The 14,892-nt window shown below is 69.9% G+C and carries 13 protein-coding genes; 3 read left to right on the forward strand and 10 right to left on the reverse strand.

What is annotated here, in order from left to right:
* Positions 1-58: 58 nt before the first annotated feature.
* Both obgE and proB read left to right on the forward strand, forming a co-directional pair.
* Positions 59-1,513 carry a GTPase ObgE gene (gene obgE, locus ACFWPJ_RS01565; protein WP_378845834.1) on the forward strand — a complete coding sequence of 485 codons (1,455 nt, stop codon included), beginning with the start codon at positions 59-61 and terminating at the stop codon, positions 1,511-1,513.
* Between the two features lie 147 nt (positions 1,514-1,660).
* On the forward strand, positions 1,661-2,758 hold the full coding sequence (gene proB, locus ACFWPJ_RS01570; protein WP_189033282.1) for a glutamate 5-kinase: 1,098 nt from the start codon (positions 1,661-1,663) through the stop codon (positions 2,756-2,758).
* A 6-nt stretch (positions 2,759-2,764) separates the two neighbouring features.
* On the opposite strand, the gene ACFWPJ_RS01575 is transcribed toward proB, so the two are convergent.
* The 10 genes from ACFWPJ_RS01575 to ACFWPJ_RS01620 form a co-directional block, all read right to left on the reverse strand.
* A complete protein-coding gene (locus tag ACFWPJ_RS01575; RefSeq protein WP_378845836.1) occupies positions 2,765-3,958 on the reverse strand; it encodes a hypothetical protein in 1,194 nt (397 codons plus the stop codon).
* Positions 3,958-4,329, reverse strand: coding sequence for a hypothetical protein (locus tag ACFWPJ_RS01580; protein ID WP_378845838.1), 372 nt, complete (start codon positions 4,327-4,329; stop codon positions 3,958-3,960). The genes ACFWPJ_RS01575 and ACFWPJ_RS01580 overlap by 1 nt, the downstream gene beginning before the upstream one ends.
* A 34-nt stretch (positions 4,330-4,363) precedes the next feature.
* Positions 4,364-5,098, reverse strand: a complete 735-nt coding sequence (locus ACFWPJ_RS01585) for an ESX secretion-associated protein EspG (protein ID WP_378845840.1) — start codon at positions 5,096-5,098, stop codon at positions 4,364-4,366.
* 129 nt (positions 5,099-5,227) lie between these two features.
* Positions 5,228-6,178, reverse strand: a complete 951-nt coding sequence (locus ACFWPJ_RS01590) for a D-isomer specific 2-hydroxyacid dehydrogenase family protein (protein WP_378845841.1) — start codon at positions 6,176-6,178, stop codon at positions 5,228-5,230.
* 119 nt (positions 6,179-6,297) lie between these two features.
* Complete coding sequence (gene ligD / locus ACFWPJ_RS01595; protein WP_378845843.1) at positions 6,298-7,257, reverse strand: non-homologous end-joining DNA ligase; 960 nt, start codon at positions 7,255-7,257, stop codon at positions 6,298-6,300.
* Positions 7,258-7,318: 61 nt separating this feature from the next.
* Positions 7,319-9,490: an MMPL family transporter gene (locus ACFWPJ_RS01600; protein WP_378845845.1), complete on the reverse strand. Its 2,172-nt coding sequence runs from the start codon at positions 9,488-9,490 to the stop codon at positions 7,319-7,321.
* A gap of 28 nt (positions 9,491-9,518) precedes the next feature.
* Complete coding sequence (locus tag ACFWPJ_RS01605) at positions 9,519-9,944, reverse strand: EXLDI protein (protein ID WP_378845847.1); 426 nt, start codon at positions 9,942-9,944, stop codon at positions 9,519-9,521.
* Positions 9,945-10,159: 215 nt separating this feature from the next.
* Positions 10,160-10,549: a hypothetical protein gene (locus tag ACFWPJ_RS01610; protein WP_378845849.1), complete on the reverse strand. Its 390-nt coding sequence runs from the start codon at positions 10,547-10,549 to the stop codon at positions 10,160-10,162.
* A 65-nt stretch (positions 10,550-10,614) separates the two neighbouring features.
* Positions 10,615-11,715, reverse strand: a complete 1,101-nt coding sequence (locus tag ACFWPJ_RS01615) for a methyltransferase (protein ID WP_378845851.1) — start codon at positions 11,713-11,715, stop codon at positions 10,615-10,617.
* A 283-nt stretch (positions 11,716-11,998) separates the two neighbouring features.
* Positions 11,999-14,122, reverse strand: coding sequence for a RecQ family ATP-dependent DNA helicase (locus tag ACFWPJ_RS01620; RefSeq protein WP_378845853.1), 2,124 nt, complete (start codon positions 14,120-14,122; stop codon positions 11,999-12,001).
* Positions 14,123-14,431: 309 nt separating this feature from the next.
* Here ACFWPJ_RS01620 and ACFWPJ_RS01625 point away from each other — a divergent pair, with 309 nt between their 5' ends.
* The gene (locus tag ACFWPJ_RS01625; protein ID WP_378845855.1) at positions 14,432-14,848 is read left to right on the forward strand and encodes a hypothetical protein; all 417 of its coding nucleotides are present in this window, start codon (positions 14,432-14,434) and stop codon (positions 14,846-14,848) included.
* Positions 14,849-14,892 lie beyond the last annotated feature (44 nt).

The raw sequence follows: 14,892 nt of genomic DNA on the forward strand, positions 1-14,892 counted from the left end.
CCGTGGTGTCCCCCCCCCCTCCCCCCAATCGACCAGTCAGAAGGAGGAGGATCAACCCATGTCCAAATTCATCGACCGCGTCGTGCTGCATGTTCGTGCCGGTAGAGGTGGACACGGTTGCGCCTCGGTGCATCGTGAGAAGTTCAAGCCGTTGGGTGGACCCGACGGCGGCAACGGCGGCAACGGCGGGGACGTGATCCTCGAAGTCGACGGCAACGTCCACACCCTGCTCGATTTCCATTTCCACCCGCACGCCAAGGCGGGCAACGGCAAGCCCGGCGAGGGCGGCAACCGTGACGGCAAGATGGGCACCGATCTGGTGCTGAAGGTGCCCGACGGCACCGTCGTGGTCGACAAAGACGGCGAGGTCGTCGTCGACCTGGTCGGTGTCGGCAACCGGTTCGTCGTCGCCAAGGGCGGTCGTGGCGGGCTCGGCAATGCCTCGCTGGCCTCCAAGGCGCGCAAGGCCCCCGGTTTCGCGCTGCTCGGTGAAGAGGGCGAAGAGCTCGACCTGGTCCTGGAGCTGAAGTCGGTCGCCGACGTCGGCCTGGTCGGGTTCCCGTCGGCGGGCAAGTCCTCGCTGGTCTCGGTGCTCTCCGCGGCCAAGCCCAAGATCGCCGACTACCCGTTCACCACCCTGGTCCCGAACCTGGGCGTGGTCGCCAGTGGCGACACCACCTTCACCGTCGCCGACGTGCCGGGTCTGATCCCCGGCGCCAGCGACGGCCGTGGCCTGGGCCTGGACTTCCTGCGCCACCTCGAGCGCTGCGCGGTGCTCGCGCACGTCGTGGACTGCGCGACCCTGGAACCGGGCCGCGACCCGGTCTCCGACGTCGACGCGCTCGAGGCCGAGCTGGCCGCCTACAAGCCCGCCCTGGCCGGTGACGCCAGCCTGGGCGACCTGGCCGACCGCCCCCGCGTGGTCATCCTCAACAAGACCGACGTCCCCGACGGCGCCGAACTGGCCGAGATGGTGACCCACGAGTTCACCGAACGCGGCTGGCCGGTGTTCGAGATCTCCGCCGTCAGCCGCGCCGGTCTGCGCCCGCTGACCTTCGCGCTGGCCGACATGGTCCGCCAGTATCGCGAAGATCACCCGAAGGCCGCGCCGAAGCGTCCGGTGATCCGCCCGATCGCGACCGACGAGTCCGGTTTCAGCGTCATCGCCGATCCGCAGGAGCCGGGTGGCTTCATCGTGCGCGGCACCCGCCCGGAGCGCTGGGTGCGTCAGACCCAGTTCGACAACGACGAAGCCGTCGGCTACCTGGCCGACCGCCTGGCTCGCCTCGGAGTCGAGGCCGCGCTGGTGAAGCAGGGCGCCGTGCCCGGCTGCTCGGTGACGATCGGCGATGTGTCGTTCGAGTGGGAGCCGCAGGTGTCCGCCGGTGTCGATATCGTGCCGACCGGCCGTGGCACCGACATTCGACTGGAGAACAACGACCGCGTCGGCGCGGCCGAGCGCAAGCTCGCCTCGCGTGCCCGTCGCGGCTTGCTCGACGAAGACGGGAAGTAGGGGTCCGGCCGCGTCGGCGCCGGTCGAAAACCGGTGTCGCACGCGGCCGTTCGATCGGCATACTGCGGTGGGTCACCGGCATGAGCTGGGACCGTCGACGACGGTGATCGCGGTGCAGGGAGTAAGGCAATGCGGGTGAGTTCGGAGTTGAGTGCGGCGCGCCAGGCCATCGTGTCGGCGCGCGCGGTCGTGGTGAAGATCGGTTCGTCGGCGCTGACCAGCCTCGAGGGCGGTCTCGACACCGATCGGCTCGACCGGCTGGCCGACGCCGTCGAAGCGCGCATGCGCGCCGGGTCGGACGTGGTGGTCGTGTCCTCGGGCGCGATCGGTGCCGGCATCGCGCCGCTCGGATTGTCCCGCAGGCCCAAGGATCTGGCGACCAAGCAGGCCGCGGCCAGCGTCGGCCAGCTGGCGCTGGCACATGCCTGGGGCACCTCGTTCGCCCGCTACGACCGCACCGTCGGCCAGGTCCTGCTCTCCGCCGACGACTTCGCCCGCCGCGAGCATCACCGCAACGCCCAGCGCACCCTCGACCGGTTGCGTTCGCTCGGCGCGATCGCCGTGGTCAACGAGAACGACACCGTCGCGACGGAAGAGATCCGCTTCGGCGACAACGATCGCCTCGCCGCCCTGGTGGCGCACCTGGTCGGCGCCGACGCACTGATCCTGCTGTCGGATGTCTCGGGCCTCTACGACGGTGACCCGCGCAAAGGCGCCGCGAACTTCATCCCCGAGGTGCGCAGCAGCGCCGACCTCGACGGCGTCATCGCGGGCAGCGGCGGCGCGCTCGGCACCGGCGGCATGGCGTCGAAACTGTCCGCCGCCCGCCTCGCCGCCGACGCGGGCATCCCCGTCCTGCTCGCCTCGGCCGCCGACGCGGCGACCGCGCTCGCCGACGGCACCGTCGGCACCGCCTTCGCCGCCCGCCCGGTCCGCCTGTCCGGCCGCAAGTTCTGGGTCCGCCACGCCGCCGACACCCGCGGCTCGGTCCTCATCGACGCAGGCGCCGTCGAAGCCGTCGCCAAACGCCGCTCCCTCCTCGCGGCGGGCATCACCGGTGTCCGCGGCCGCTTCTTCGGCGGCGACGTCGTCGACCTGGTCAGCCCCGACAACCGCGTGGTAGCCCGCGGCGTAGTCGAATACGACAGCACCGAACTGTCCACCATGCTCGGCCGCTCCACCACCGAACTCCCCGACACCATGCAGCGCCCGGTCATCCACGCCGACGACCTCGTCAAGGTCTGATCGAGATCACCGTCGCGGTGGGATGACGCCCGGCTGATCGAGATCGATCGGTGGTGCGGGCGGCGGCGTAACCGGTTGCGGGCCCGGGACATTCGTGCCCGGAATGGGGCCGGTGACACCCGGTTGTCCACCCGGATCGACCGGGCCCCCGGGCACCGGCGGTGCCGGGTCGGCCGCATGCGGCTCGGGCGCGCGGGGTGCGGGCGGTTCCGGCGCGCGCTGTTCCGAGGTGGGCGCGGGAGCTTGCGGCGCTGGTTCAGGTGCTCGCGGTGCGGGCTGCGGCGCTGACGGCGCCGGTTGCTCTGAGGGGGGTGCGGGCTGTGGTGCTGATGGTTCGGGTTGCGGTGCAGGCTGTTCCGAGGTGGGCGCGGGGGTCTGCGGCGCCGGTTCGGTGGTCGCTGGTGCCGGCTGCGGTGCTGATGTTTCCGGTTGCGGTACAGGCTGTTCCGAAGTGGGCGTGGGGACTTGCGGCGCAGGTTGTTCCGAAGTCGGTGCTGGACTCTCGGGTGCTGGTTGTTCGGTCCTGGGTGGTGCCGGCTGCTCCGATGTGGGCGCGGGCTGGTCGGTAGTCAGCGGCGGAGGAGCAGGTTGTTCCGCCGTCTGGGGCGTAGGCGCAGACCCATTCCGCGAACCACCCTGCACCGCAGGCGATCCCTGACCGGCGGCCCCCGGCGGCGCGGGCAAGGCGGGCACCCCGGTCCCGGCCAGCGTGTACGCGGGCTTGTAGATCATGTTCATCGCCAGCACCGCCTCCTGGCGCAGCGACTCCGCCGCCATCTGGGCGTCGATGACATGCGCGGCCTCGAGCAACCGCGCGATGGTCCCGATCGGCCCGGACCCACCGGGCGCTACCACCGCGAGCTTCACCGCTTCCGCGGCGGCGGCGACCCCGCCGAGGCGGGCGCCGACCTCGCCGAACACCCCCGCCAGCTCGTCGAGCGCGGCCGCGAAGCTGCGGGTGCTGGCGAAGGCGGCGTCGGCGGCGGCGCCCTCCCAGCCGGTCTCCTCGATCACCCGCTCGGCATTGGACCGGGTCAGCGCCAGGGAGGTGGTGAGGGCGGCGGCGCTCTCCAGCCAGGCCATCGACGCGCCGAGCACGGCGGCCGCGTCGATCTGCTGGGTGCGCGCGTAGATCTGTTCGTGCGGCATGGACTCGAAATGTTCCATCGCACCGATGTAGGTGGGGTCGGTGCCGCTCATCAGCGCAGCCTCGTCTCGACGGCGCGCAGCGCGGCGGCCGCGGCGGCATCGGCCTCGTCCAGCAGACCGCCGCTGAGCAGGAACGCCTCCTTCAGCCGGTAGGCGGCTTCGATGTAATGATCGATCAGCTCGGCGGCGTCACGCGCCTTGTGCGCGAAGCCGGCCTGCAGCTGCTGGGCGGAGACGAAACCACCGAATCCTTCTGCCTCGGACGCGGATTCGAGACGTTGACGCAGCTGGGCGAGCCGATCGGCCTGCTGTTCGTAGAGGTCGGCGCATCGGCGCGCGGCTTCGGGATCGAATTTCACGGTCCCCGCCGCGGCGGCGCTGCGGAACCGGGAGATCTCGGCTCTGCTGCTGTCGATCGTCATCGCGTCCCCTCCAGATCGTGCGTCGGCGTCCAGGCTAGCCGGACCTTCTGGTGTTCGAACTGTGCACCGGCGCGAGCCTGCGCTGCAGTTGCGCGGCGAGCTGACCGGCCGCCGCGGGCACGACGTGCACGGTTTCGCCCGCCCGCAGCAGGTAGCGGCCGTCGCCCGCCACATCGATCCAGCTGTAATGCACCGGCGGCGGCGGGGTGTCCCGGTCGAGCCCGGTTTCGATGCGGATATGCCCTTCGGCGGTGTGCGGCTTGCGCAGCAGCCGCTGGATCCGGGGGACGGCGGGATGGGCCGCGATCACGGTTTCCTCGTCGCGGACGGCGGCGGCATCGGCCTCGCGCGCCGGTTCGCGTCCGGGCGGCGTGTCGGGCAGGCAGGCCGCGACCCTGGCGCCGATCCCCGCGGTATGGCCGATCGAAACACGCACGCTGCCACCGTAATCGGGACGGGTGCCGGGTTCCTGGAGCACGAGCACCGCGTGGTCGAAGACCGAGCAGGCGAGCAGCCGGATCTCGCTGCCGGGGGTGTGCGCGCCGCCGACGAGCACGATCCTGGCGTGGGGTGCGGCGATGATCCGCAGGCAGGCGGCGAGATCGGGGTCGCCGCCGCCGGGTAGTCGGTGGTCGAGGCCCGCGCGTAGGCGGGCGGCTTCGTATTCGGTGCGCGGCGACTCGAGCACCCGGATCGGGAAGGGCGTTCGGTCCTGACCGAATTCCCGCCACACGTGCGCGAATTCGTCAGCGCTGAAGGTCCAACCCATTGCCGATCCCATCCTTACCGAACCAGGACGAGCACAGCCTAACCGCAGTGCCTGATTCCGGCGCATCGATCACCCGTCAAACCTGCCGGATGGAACCTTCGGCCGTAATGAGCAGGGCGGCCGGATCGTTCAGTAACCCCGCTCCGGCTCGACGATCGCGAGCAGCGGCTCGCCCTTCACGAACCGGGCGATGTTCGCGCCGACATGATCGGCGAAGGCCGCCAGCCGCAGCTGCGGCGGATTCGAATCGTGCGGGGTGATGATCGCGTTCGGCAATGTCCACAGCGGATGACCGTCCGGCAGCGGCTCCGGGTCGGTCACGTCGAGTCCCGCGCCGCCGATCACGCCCCGCGACAGCGCGCTGACCAGCGCATCGGTATCGAGCAGGCTGCCGCGCGCCACATTGACGACCCACGACGAGGGCCGCAACCTGGCCAGCTCGTCCGCGCCGATCAGGTGCCGGGTCTGCGCCGTCGCGGGCGCGGCGACCACCACATGGTCGGTGTGCGACCACACCCGGCCCAGCTGCTCGGCGGGCACCGTCTCCACATCGGGCGGAATACCCGGGCCCGTCACCGGCCTGCCCGACCGGTTCACCGCGATCACATGCGCGCCCAGCGGCGCCAGCATCGGAATCAGCGCGCGCCCGATCCCGCCCGCACCGACGATCGTCACCGTCTTGCCGCGCAACGACCCCACGTGCGGGAAGAATTCGCGCTGCTGCCACGATGTCGCCCGCAGATGCTCGGGCAGATAGCGCACGCCGGCCAGCAGCAGCATGAGCGCGTGCTCGGCGACGCTGTGCGAGAAGGCGCCCGCTGCCGAGGTGAACAGGACGTCCGGGTGCGCGCGGAAGACGTCCGCGTCGAAGAAGTCCTCGATGCCCGCGGCGGGCAGCTGCACCCAGCGCACCGCGGCGGGCAGCGTGGCGGGGAAGTCACCGGGCGTGCCGGTCCAGATCAGCGCGTCGGCGTCGGTGAGCTCGCAGACCTTCGCGCCCGCTCCGACGACGGCCTTCTCGAGCAGGCGGGGTGTCTGCCGGTCCGGGCCGATCGCGATCGTGATCGCGGATTCCTGCACGGGGACCTCCTGTGTGAACCAGTGGTGAGCTGCTGCCGTCGCCGCACGGTGCGGCCGGAGCTGTGCCGCCGCCGCGTGTGCGCGGACCCGGACCCTCGATTCTTCCCCGTCGGCCTCGCTCACGATTCGTCGAGGTCGACGGGCTCGTCGATGCCGTGGCGGTCGGCCAGGTCGAGCAGGGGCGCGAGGTCGAAGACGGCGTCGTCCATGCCTGCCTGGATGTCGCCGAGTTCGGCGTAGCGGGCGGGGACGGTCTCGATGGTGAAGTCGCGGGGATGGATGTCGTCGATCTCGGTCCAGCGCACCGGGGTCGACACCGTCGCCGCCGGCACGCCGCGGACCGAGTAGGCGGCCGCGATGGTGTGGTCGCGGGCGTTCTGGTTGTAGTCGACGAACAGCTGGGCCGGATCGCGATCGCGCCGCCACCAGGCCGTCGTCACGTCCTCGGGCGCCCTGCGCTCCACCTCCTGCGCGAAGGCCAGCGCGGCCCTGCGCACCTGTTTGAACCCGTATTCGGGAGCGATCCGCACATAGACGTGCAGGCCGGAGCCGCCGGAGGTCTTGGGCCAGCCGACCGCGCCCAGCTCGTCGAGGATCTCGTGCACCACCCCGGCGACCCGCTGCACCCGCGGCCACGGGCACTCCGGCATGGGGTCGAGGTCGATGCGCCATTCGTCGGGGGATTCGGTGTCGCTCGCCCGCGAATTCCACGGATGGAACTCGACCGTGGACATCTGCACGGCCCAGATCACGTCGGCGAGGCCCTGCACGCACAGTTCGTCGGCGTGCCTGCTGTAGCGCGGAAAGTACACGCGCACAGTCGAAATCCAGTCCGGCGCACCGCCGGGCAATCGCTTCTGGTGGACCTTCCCGCCGGGCAGGCCCTTCGGGAACCGGTGCAGCATGCACGGCCGGTCCCGCAGCGCGTTCACGATCCCGTCGCCCACGCTCAGGTAGTACCGCACCAGGTCGAGCTTGGTCGCGCCGAGCTCGGGGAAATACACCCGGTCCGGGTTGCTGACCCGCACCGTGTGCTCACCCACCGCCAGCTCGACCGCCGGTGTCGCAGACTTGGCCACCTGCGCAACGATAGACGAGCAGGCCCGCTCCCGGCGGGGGAGCGGACCTGCGGTGGGTGTGTTAGCCCTGGCGGCTCTCGGCCGGGGGCGTGTAGTAGCTCTCGGCGTAGGAGTACTCCGCCCAGCGCGGCGAGCGTTCCTCGTCGCTGTCCCCGCCGTGCCCCGGCCACCAGGCGCGGCGCCCGAGCAGCGCCGTGACCGCCGGGGTGAAGAACAGCGCCATCACGAACGCCGCGATCGCGATGCCCACCGAGATGGCGAAGCCCATCTGCGACAGGGTGCTGTTGCCCGCCAGCATCATCGAGGCGAAGGTGCCCGCCAGGATGAGACCGGCCGCGGCCACCGTCGGCCCGGTGTGCCGCACGGCCAGCGCCGCCGCCTCGCGAGGCGTATGCCCCTCACGGGCTTCCTCCCGCAACCGGGCGACCATCAGGATGTTGTAGTCGGTGCCAAGCGCGACGACGAACAGATACATGATCACCGGCAGCGTGAAGATCAGCCCGTGCTCGCCCTGGATCCGCTGGAACACCAGCACCGTCGCGCCGAGGGTCGCGGCGAAACCGAGGAACACCGAGGCCATCAGATACCAGGGTGCGACGAGGCTGCGCAGCAGCAGCGCCAGCACGAGCATGATCAGGATCGCGGCCACCGGGAACACGATCCGGTAGTCGTGGTTCATCGCGTCCTCGAAGTCGACGAACACCGCGGTCATGCCACCGACCGCCGCCGTCGCTCCCGCGGGCGCCGCCTGGTGGGCGACCTCACGCAGCGGACCGGCCACCGTGTCGAGCGCGGCATCGGATTCCGGTGCGTTGGCAAGGGTCACCTGGAAGTTCGCGATCGTCCGGTCCGCCGAGAGCTGCGGCTGCCCGACCTGGCCGACACCGTCGACCTGGGTCAGCGCCGTGCGATAGGTGGCCAGCTGGTCGTCGGCCAGCGGAGCGGTCGACTGCAGCAACACATCCGACGGTTGCGTCGCCCCCGCGGGCATCCCCTCGAGCAGCTCGGTGGTGAAGGCCACCGATTCGGAGGCGTCGGTGGTGGAGCCCGAGCTCAGATCGAAGGTGGGGTTGAAGCCGACCGCGAACACACCGAGCGCCACCAGCACACCACCGGAGGCGACGGCGAAGACGCCGGGCCGCCTGCCCATCGCCGCGCCGATCGCACCGAACCGGGCGCCCTTGGGCTCGACCTGCCAGGCCTTCGACGGCCAGAACACCTTGGTGCCCAGCAGCGAGACGATCGCGGGCACCAGCGTGAGCCCGGCCAGCAGTGCCACCGCGACCGCGATCGCCAGTGCGGGGCCGAGCGCCCGGAACATCCCGAGGCTCGACAGCGTCAGCGCCATGAACGCGATGATCACCGCGGCCGCCGCCGACGTGACGGCCTCGCCGACCTTGGCGACGGCATTGACCATCGCGGACTTCGGATCGTCGCCCGCCCGCAGCCGTTCCCGGTAGCGGAACATCAGGAACAGGATGTAGTCGGTGCCGACACCGAACAGCACGACCAGCAGGATCGAGTTCACCGAGGTATCGATCTCGAGGTCGAAGGCCTTGGCCGCCATGGCGATCAGGCCGCCGACCGTGCTCGAGATCGCGCCGATGGTGACCACCGGCAGCAGCGCGATGACCGGGCTGCGGAAGATGATCAGCAGCAGCACCAGGATCAGCACGATCGTGGCGATGCCGATGATCGCCATGCCCTTCGCACCCTGCTCGGTCTGGTCGAGGGTCTGCGCCGCCGTACCGGTGATGCCTGCCTTCAATCCGGTGTCACGCACCTGCTCCTTCAGGTGCTCACGCAGGCTCTTCACCGCCTCGCCCTGGGTCTTGTCGGCGGCGTCGGTCAGCTTGGTCATCTGTACCGCGATGACCTGGACCAGGCGATTCTCCGACGGTGGTGTCACCTGGATCCCGGTGACGCCCTTGATGTTCTGCGCGGTGAGCGCGGCGGCGGCCGCGCTCACCGTCGCCGAGTCGGCCTCGGTCAGCGCCGCGCCGTCGGCCCGCACCGCCACGATCAGCGCGGCGGGCGCGGCGTGCTGCGGAAATGCCTGCTCCTGCAGCTTCATCGCCTGGATCGACTCGTAATGCGAAGGCAGGAACTCGGATTGGTCGGTGGTCGCGGTGAGCGCGGGCGCCGTCGACAACACGGCGACGATCGCGATCACCCACAGGCCGATCACTTTCCACGGATGGTGGACGACGACGCGCCCCATTCTGGCGAACATGGTGGGAGGTCCTTTCCGGGCCTGGAAGTCAGATGTCGAGGTCCTGGATCAGCGGGTGGCTGACCCGGTCGACAATCGTCAGGTAGACCTTCGGCGGGACCTGATCGCGCACCGCCTCGAGCGAGTCGACCACCTCGACGGTGAAATCGCCCCAGTCCTGCTCGCCGATGCCGACCATCGCGCGCCAGTTCTTCCAGTCCCTGGTCCAGTTCTCGGGCAGCGAGAAGGCCGACCACTCGGCGGTCTGCTTCTGCACCACGTAATTGCCCTTGTGGGTGAGGAACACGCGGACGACCTCGACGGCCTTCTTGGTCACCTGCCGTGACTCGCCGACCTTGCGTCCGGTGAATCGCTGGGTGCGGCCGCCGCCGGGGCCGACCTTCACGACGATCGGACCGAATTCGTCCGCGGTGGGCTTGACGGTGTCGACGATCGCGGGTGTTTCGGTGGTCATTGATCACTCCAATTCGATAAGTGCGTGCGCATATGGGCATGGGTGTACGAGCGGCGAGCCCCTTGCTCCGGCTCGTCGTCGTGGTCGATGTGCGGTTGTGCGGCGACTCTGCGTCCCGTCCGTCTCACTATAAGTAGATGTATACGTATAGAGCAAGAGTCAAAAAAGGTCCGCACGGATCGACTCCGTGCGGACCGCTCGCGCGCGGCGAGAAACTACAGCTCGTAGACCCCGAACGCCCGGTTCTGGATGCACATCGGCATCACGTGGACCTGCTCGGTCCATTCGAATTCGGCTGCGGCCTCGACGGTTCCGCGTTCGTCGACGCACACACTCGCGGTGCCTGGCATGGTCAGCGGGATCAGCACGGCCAGCGGGATTCCCGCGTGGATATTGCTGTAGAGGCCGCCGCTGAAGCACAGCGGGGTGATGGCGATGCCGCGCCGCGCGCTCTCGCGGTCGGCGGCGGCCTGGGCGCCCGGCACGCCGGCACAGTCGAGGGGGTTCTCGTTCGTCGCCTGAGCGGGAACGGTCAACAGGGTGAATCCGGCCGCACAGCCCGCGGCGACGGCCATCAGGGATCGAGCAAATGAGGTCCTGGTCATAGCCGCATTGAAACACTGGCGGCCGGTCGCACCCACAATCGACGGCGGCGTGTCGAGGAGGAGAGTCAGCGTGGGACGGCCTCCAGCACGCAATCCGGCGCCGCCGTCTCCACCGTGCGCCGCAGCGTGAACCCGCACCGTGCCAGCAGGTCGCGGAACTGCTTTTCGGTGCGTTCGTGGCCGCCCTCGGTGTTCACCAGCATCTCCAGATCGATGAACTTGCCCGGATGCGGCCGCTGATGGTCCGGCAGCACCAGTTCGAGCACCAGCAAGGTCGCCGAGCGGCTCATCGCGGCGCGGACGGTGCGCAGGATCTGCTCGGCCTGCTCGTCGGACCAGTCGTGCAGGATGTGTTTGAGCAGGTAGGCGTCACCGCCCTGCGGTACCTCCTCGAAGAACGACCCGCTCTCCACCGCGCACCGTTGCGCGAGGCCCACCGCGGCGAGGTCGGCGTTCAGGTCGTCGACCACGTTCGGCAGGTCGAACACGATGCCACGCGTCGCCGGATACCGGCCGAGGATCTCGATGAGCAGGCTGCCGCGCCCGCCGCCGACGTCGACGAGCGTGCCGAACCGGCCGAAATCGTAGGCGGCGAGCAGCGGTTCGATCGACAGCGTGCTCACGCTGGTCATCGCGCGATCGAACAACTCGCCCACCTCGCGGTTCACCGCCGCGTACTCGAAGAAGCTCGCCCCGTCCAAATCCCGGCCGACAGCTTCGCCGCTGCGTACCGCGTCGGTGAGGTGAGTCCAGTGGCTGCGGTGGAACGTCGAGCCGAAGAAGCGGGACAGATCACGCAAGGTCACCTCGGCGTCGCTGCGCAGCGCGTCGCCGATGCGGGTGAGCGCGTAGGTGCCGTCGCGACGCTGGGCGAACACGTCATAGCTCACCAGCAACCGCATCAGCCTGCGTATACCCTCCTCGTCGACCTCGACCGCACGCGCCAGCTGGGCCGCCGTGCGCGGGCCATCGGCCAGCTCGTCGGCGATCCCCAGTTCGGCGGCGGTGCTGATGGCCTGGGAGAGGAATCCCGCGATCTGCAGATCCAGCAGCGCGATATGGCCGGGAACCAGCTTCCGGTGCAGGCCGCCGAGCACGTCACGCACCCGGTCGATCGCGCGGAGCACGGGCAACGGGGGGATCTTCTTCAGTGCTGTGGACGTCATGACGACTCCATTTTCGGCCGATTGACCTGCACGGACGCACTGAGTTTACGGGAATTGGGACCGGCCGGGGAGGGGGTCGCCGCCGATGAACCTGAGGTCGGCGGGTCGTCGCGGCAACACGTCGGCCTGCGGCAGACAGGACCGTGCCGGGCACCCAGGCGAACGACGGACCAGACCGTGTCCGCCTGAGGGGATACCGATGAGCCGGTCGCGCAGCTTTGCGCAGTCCAGGTCGCCGGTGCGAACGGCAGGATCGCGTCGGCCCTGCGGTGTGCGACGGGGATCAGGTCGGGGTTGCGAGTGCGAACGGCAGGACCGCGTCCGCACCGCTGGTGCGCAGGGCGTGAGCCGCGACGGTCATGGTCCAGCCGGTGTCGGTGAGGGTGTCGACCAACAGGATCGGGCCGTCGACGCCGGTGAGGTCGGGCACCTCCCACGAGTCGAACAGACCCGCGACCCGGTGCGCCGAGTTCGCCGCCGACACCGGCGGCCGATCCGGTCTGGTGTGGAGGGTGCCGAGGTTGTCGAGCCTGCCTACCTGCGCCAGCCGCGCGGCCAGACTCGCGGTGAGCTGGGGGTAGCGGGGCGACTCCAGCGCCAGGACCGAGGTCGGGCGGGTGGCCCAGTTCCAGTCGCGCAGCACGGCGATGCACGCGTCGAAGACGGCATCGGGCACCGGGGCGTCGGGGCCGTCGAGCAGCGCGCGCAGGCGCTGACCCCAGCCGAGGTCGGTGAGCCTGCCGAGGACGCGACCGGTGTCGGCGCCCGCGGAGATCTTGCCGGACAACGGGATTCCCAGCTTCGCCATGCCGGTGGGCCACTGCTTGCGCGGCGCCAGGTCGAGGCCCGGTCGGTCCAGCCTCGCCCGGGTGGCGGCGACGGCGGACTCGTCGACGGTGGTGTCGGGGCGGGTGCCGGTGCAGTTGTCGCAGCGCCCGCAATCGGGGGTGGCGGCGTCGAGCGCGCCGAGACCGGGGTCGTCGAGCTGGCGGCGCAGGAATGTCATCCGGCAGGCGGTGGTCGCCTGGTAGTCGATCATCGCCTGCTGTTCGGTATCGCGGGCAGCGGCGAGGCGCTCGTAGCGCTCGGTGTCGTAGGTCCACGGCTCGCCGGTGGACAGCCAGCCGCCACGCACCCGACGTACCGCACCGTCCACGTCGAGCACCTTCAGCACCATCTCCAGCCGCGACCGGTTCAGCTCGACGAGCGGTTCCAGCGCGATCGTCGACATCGGCCGATCGGTGTCCAGGGCGGCCAGCACCGCGCGCACGATGTGCTCACGCGGGAACGCCACCGCCGCGAAGTAACTCCAGATCCGGCTGTCCTCCGCTCCGGGCAGCAACACCACCTCGGCCCGCTCGGTACCGCGGCCCGCGCGTCCGACCTGCTGGTAGTAGGCGATGGGGGAGGACGGCGCACCGACATGCACCACGAATCCGAGATCGGGCTTGTCGAAGCCCATACCCAGCGCCGACGTCGCGATCAGCGCCTTGACCTCATTGTTCAGCAGGGCGCCCTCGAGCACCTCACGTTCGGCCGGGTCGGTCTGGCCGGTGTAGGCGGCGACGGTGTGACCGTGCGAATTCAGCACGTCGGCCAGATCGTGCGCGGCGGCCACCGTGAGGCAGTAGATGATCCCCGACCCGGGCAGCCGGTCGAGCTGCCCGCCCAGCCAGGCGGTGCGCTGCACGGCATCGTCGAACCGCACCACCGACAGGTGCAGCGACTCGCGATCCAGCGTGCCGCGCAACACCAGCGTGTCGGTACCGATCTGGCCCGCCACATCGGTGACCACGCGATCGTTGGCGGTCGCGGTGGTCGCCAGCACCGGCACGTCGGAGCCCAGGTCGGCGATCAGTGTGCGGATACGGCGATAGTCGGGCCGGAAATCATGCCCCCAGTCCGACACACAGTGCGCTTCATCGATCACCACCAGCCCGGCATCGGCGGCCAGCCGCGGCAGCACCTGATCGCGAAAGTCGGGATTGTTCAACCGTTCCGGGCTCACCAGCAGCACATCGACCTCGCCGTCGGCCACCCGCTGATGGATCTCGTCCCACTCGGTGACATTGCCCGAGTTGATCGTTTCCGCCACCACCCCCGCCCGCTCGGCGGCCGCCACCTGGTTGCGCATCAACGCCAGCAGCGGCGACACGATCACCGTCGGCCCCCGCCCGGCGCGCCGCAACAGCTTCGCCGCGATGAAGTACACCGCCGATTTACCCCAGCCGGTCCGCTGCACCACCAGCGCGCGTCTGCGCCGCACCACGAGCGCCTCGATCGCGATCCACTGGTCCTCCCGCAACCGTGCCCCGGACCCGGCCAGCTCCCGCAACAACTCCTCGGCGCGTTCGCGCAGGTCGGGAGCCGTCAGGTCGAGCACGTCATTGCCGGTCGCTGAGGTCATGCCGACCATGCTGCCCGACAGTTCCGCCTCTCCGCGATTCAGGCCAGAGTTAGGTGCGACGGGCGGAGGCAGGCGGCCGGCGGTGGGGTGGTGGCTTAGTTAGCCCGTGCCCGGGGAGTTACCCATGTTCGTGCGAGATCAGTCGGCGGGATCGTTGGGGGTGGGTTATGGCGTTCGTTCGGCGAAATGCCTGATGGGGGAGGACAATAGGGTGAGATGCCGGACTCGCCGGAGGACTCCATGGCACATAAATTCGATCCGTCTGCGGGGTGGACGCCGCCCGGGTCGCAGTTCCGGACGAATTCGGGAGTGTCTCGGACGGTCGCCGGCGCGTTTCTCGCACTGGTGGTGACGCCGGTCGGGATGGCGTTGGCCGCGCATGGTGCGCTGGATTCCAGTCGCTGGGTGATTCTCGGTGACGCCGCCGATCGGCTCGGCTCGACCCTGCAGATCATCGCGGGTGCACTGCTGTTGTTGCTGGTCAGCGCACTGGCGGGGTACACGCCGATCGCGACGATCCTGGCCGGGCTGGTCTGGGGTGTGCTGCCGGGGCTGATCTACTTCGTGTCGCCGGAGAGCACCTGGCGGCTGGTGGGGGATCTGCCGCTGATGACCGATGAGCTGCACATCGCGCTCAACGCCTGGATCACCAGCGGCTTCACCTTCGTTGTCGGGCTGTTGCTCGTCGGCGCGGGGGGGGGGGGGCCCCCCCACCCGACAAGATAAACCCCCACAACAACATGTACAGTACCAGCCGCGCCCCCCACGCG

Origin of the sequence: Nocardia sp. NPDC058497 (assembly GCF_042720195.1) — a bacterium.
Lineage (GTDB): Bacteria > Actinomycetota > Actinomycetes > Mycobacteriales > Mycobacteriaceae > Nocardia.

Bases quoted from the DNA above. Each gene is read 5' to 3' on its own strand.
- ACFWPJ_RS01600 (WP_378845845.1), bottom strand. From the start codon at position 9,490: ATGTTCGCCAGAATGGGGCGCGTCGTCGTCCACCATCCGTGGAAAGTG.
- obgE (WP_378845834.1), top strand. From the start codon at position 59: ATGTCCAAATTCATCGACCGCGTCGTGCTGCATGTTCGTGCCGGTAGA.
- ACFWPJ_RS01580 (WP_378845838.1), bottom strand. From the start codon at position 4,329: ATGACGATCGACAGCAGCAGAGCCGAGATCTCCCGGTTCCGCAGCGCC.
- ACFWPJ_RS01605 (WP_378845847.1), bottom strand. From the start codon at position 9,944: ATGACCACCGAAACACCCGCGATCGTCGACACCGTCAAGCCCACCGCG.
- ACFWPJ_RS01585 (WP_378845840.1), bottom strand. From the start codon at position 5,098: ATGGGTTGGACCTTCAGCGCTGACGAATTCGCGCACGTGTGGCGGGAA.
- ACFWPJ_RS01575 (WP_378845836.1), bottom strand. From the start codon at position 3,958: ATGAGCGGCACCGACCCCACCTACATCGGTGCGATGGAACATTTCGAG.
- ACFWPJ_RS01615 (WP_378845851.1), bottom strand. From the start codon at position 11,715: ATGACGTCCACAGCACTGAAGAAGATCCCCCCGTTGCCCGTGCTCCGC.
- ACFWPJ_RS01610 (WP_378845849.1), bottom strand. From the start codon at position 10,549: ATGACCAGGACCTCATTTGCTCGATCCCTGATGGCCGTCGCCGCGGGC.
- ACFWPJ_RS01620 (WP_378845853.1), bottom strand. From the start codon at position 14,122: ATGACCTCAGCGACCGGCAATGACGTGCTCGACCTGACGGCTCCCGAC.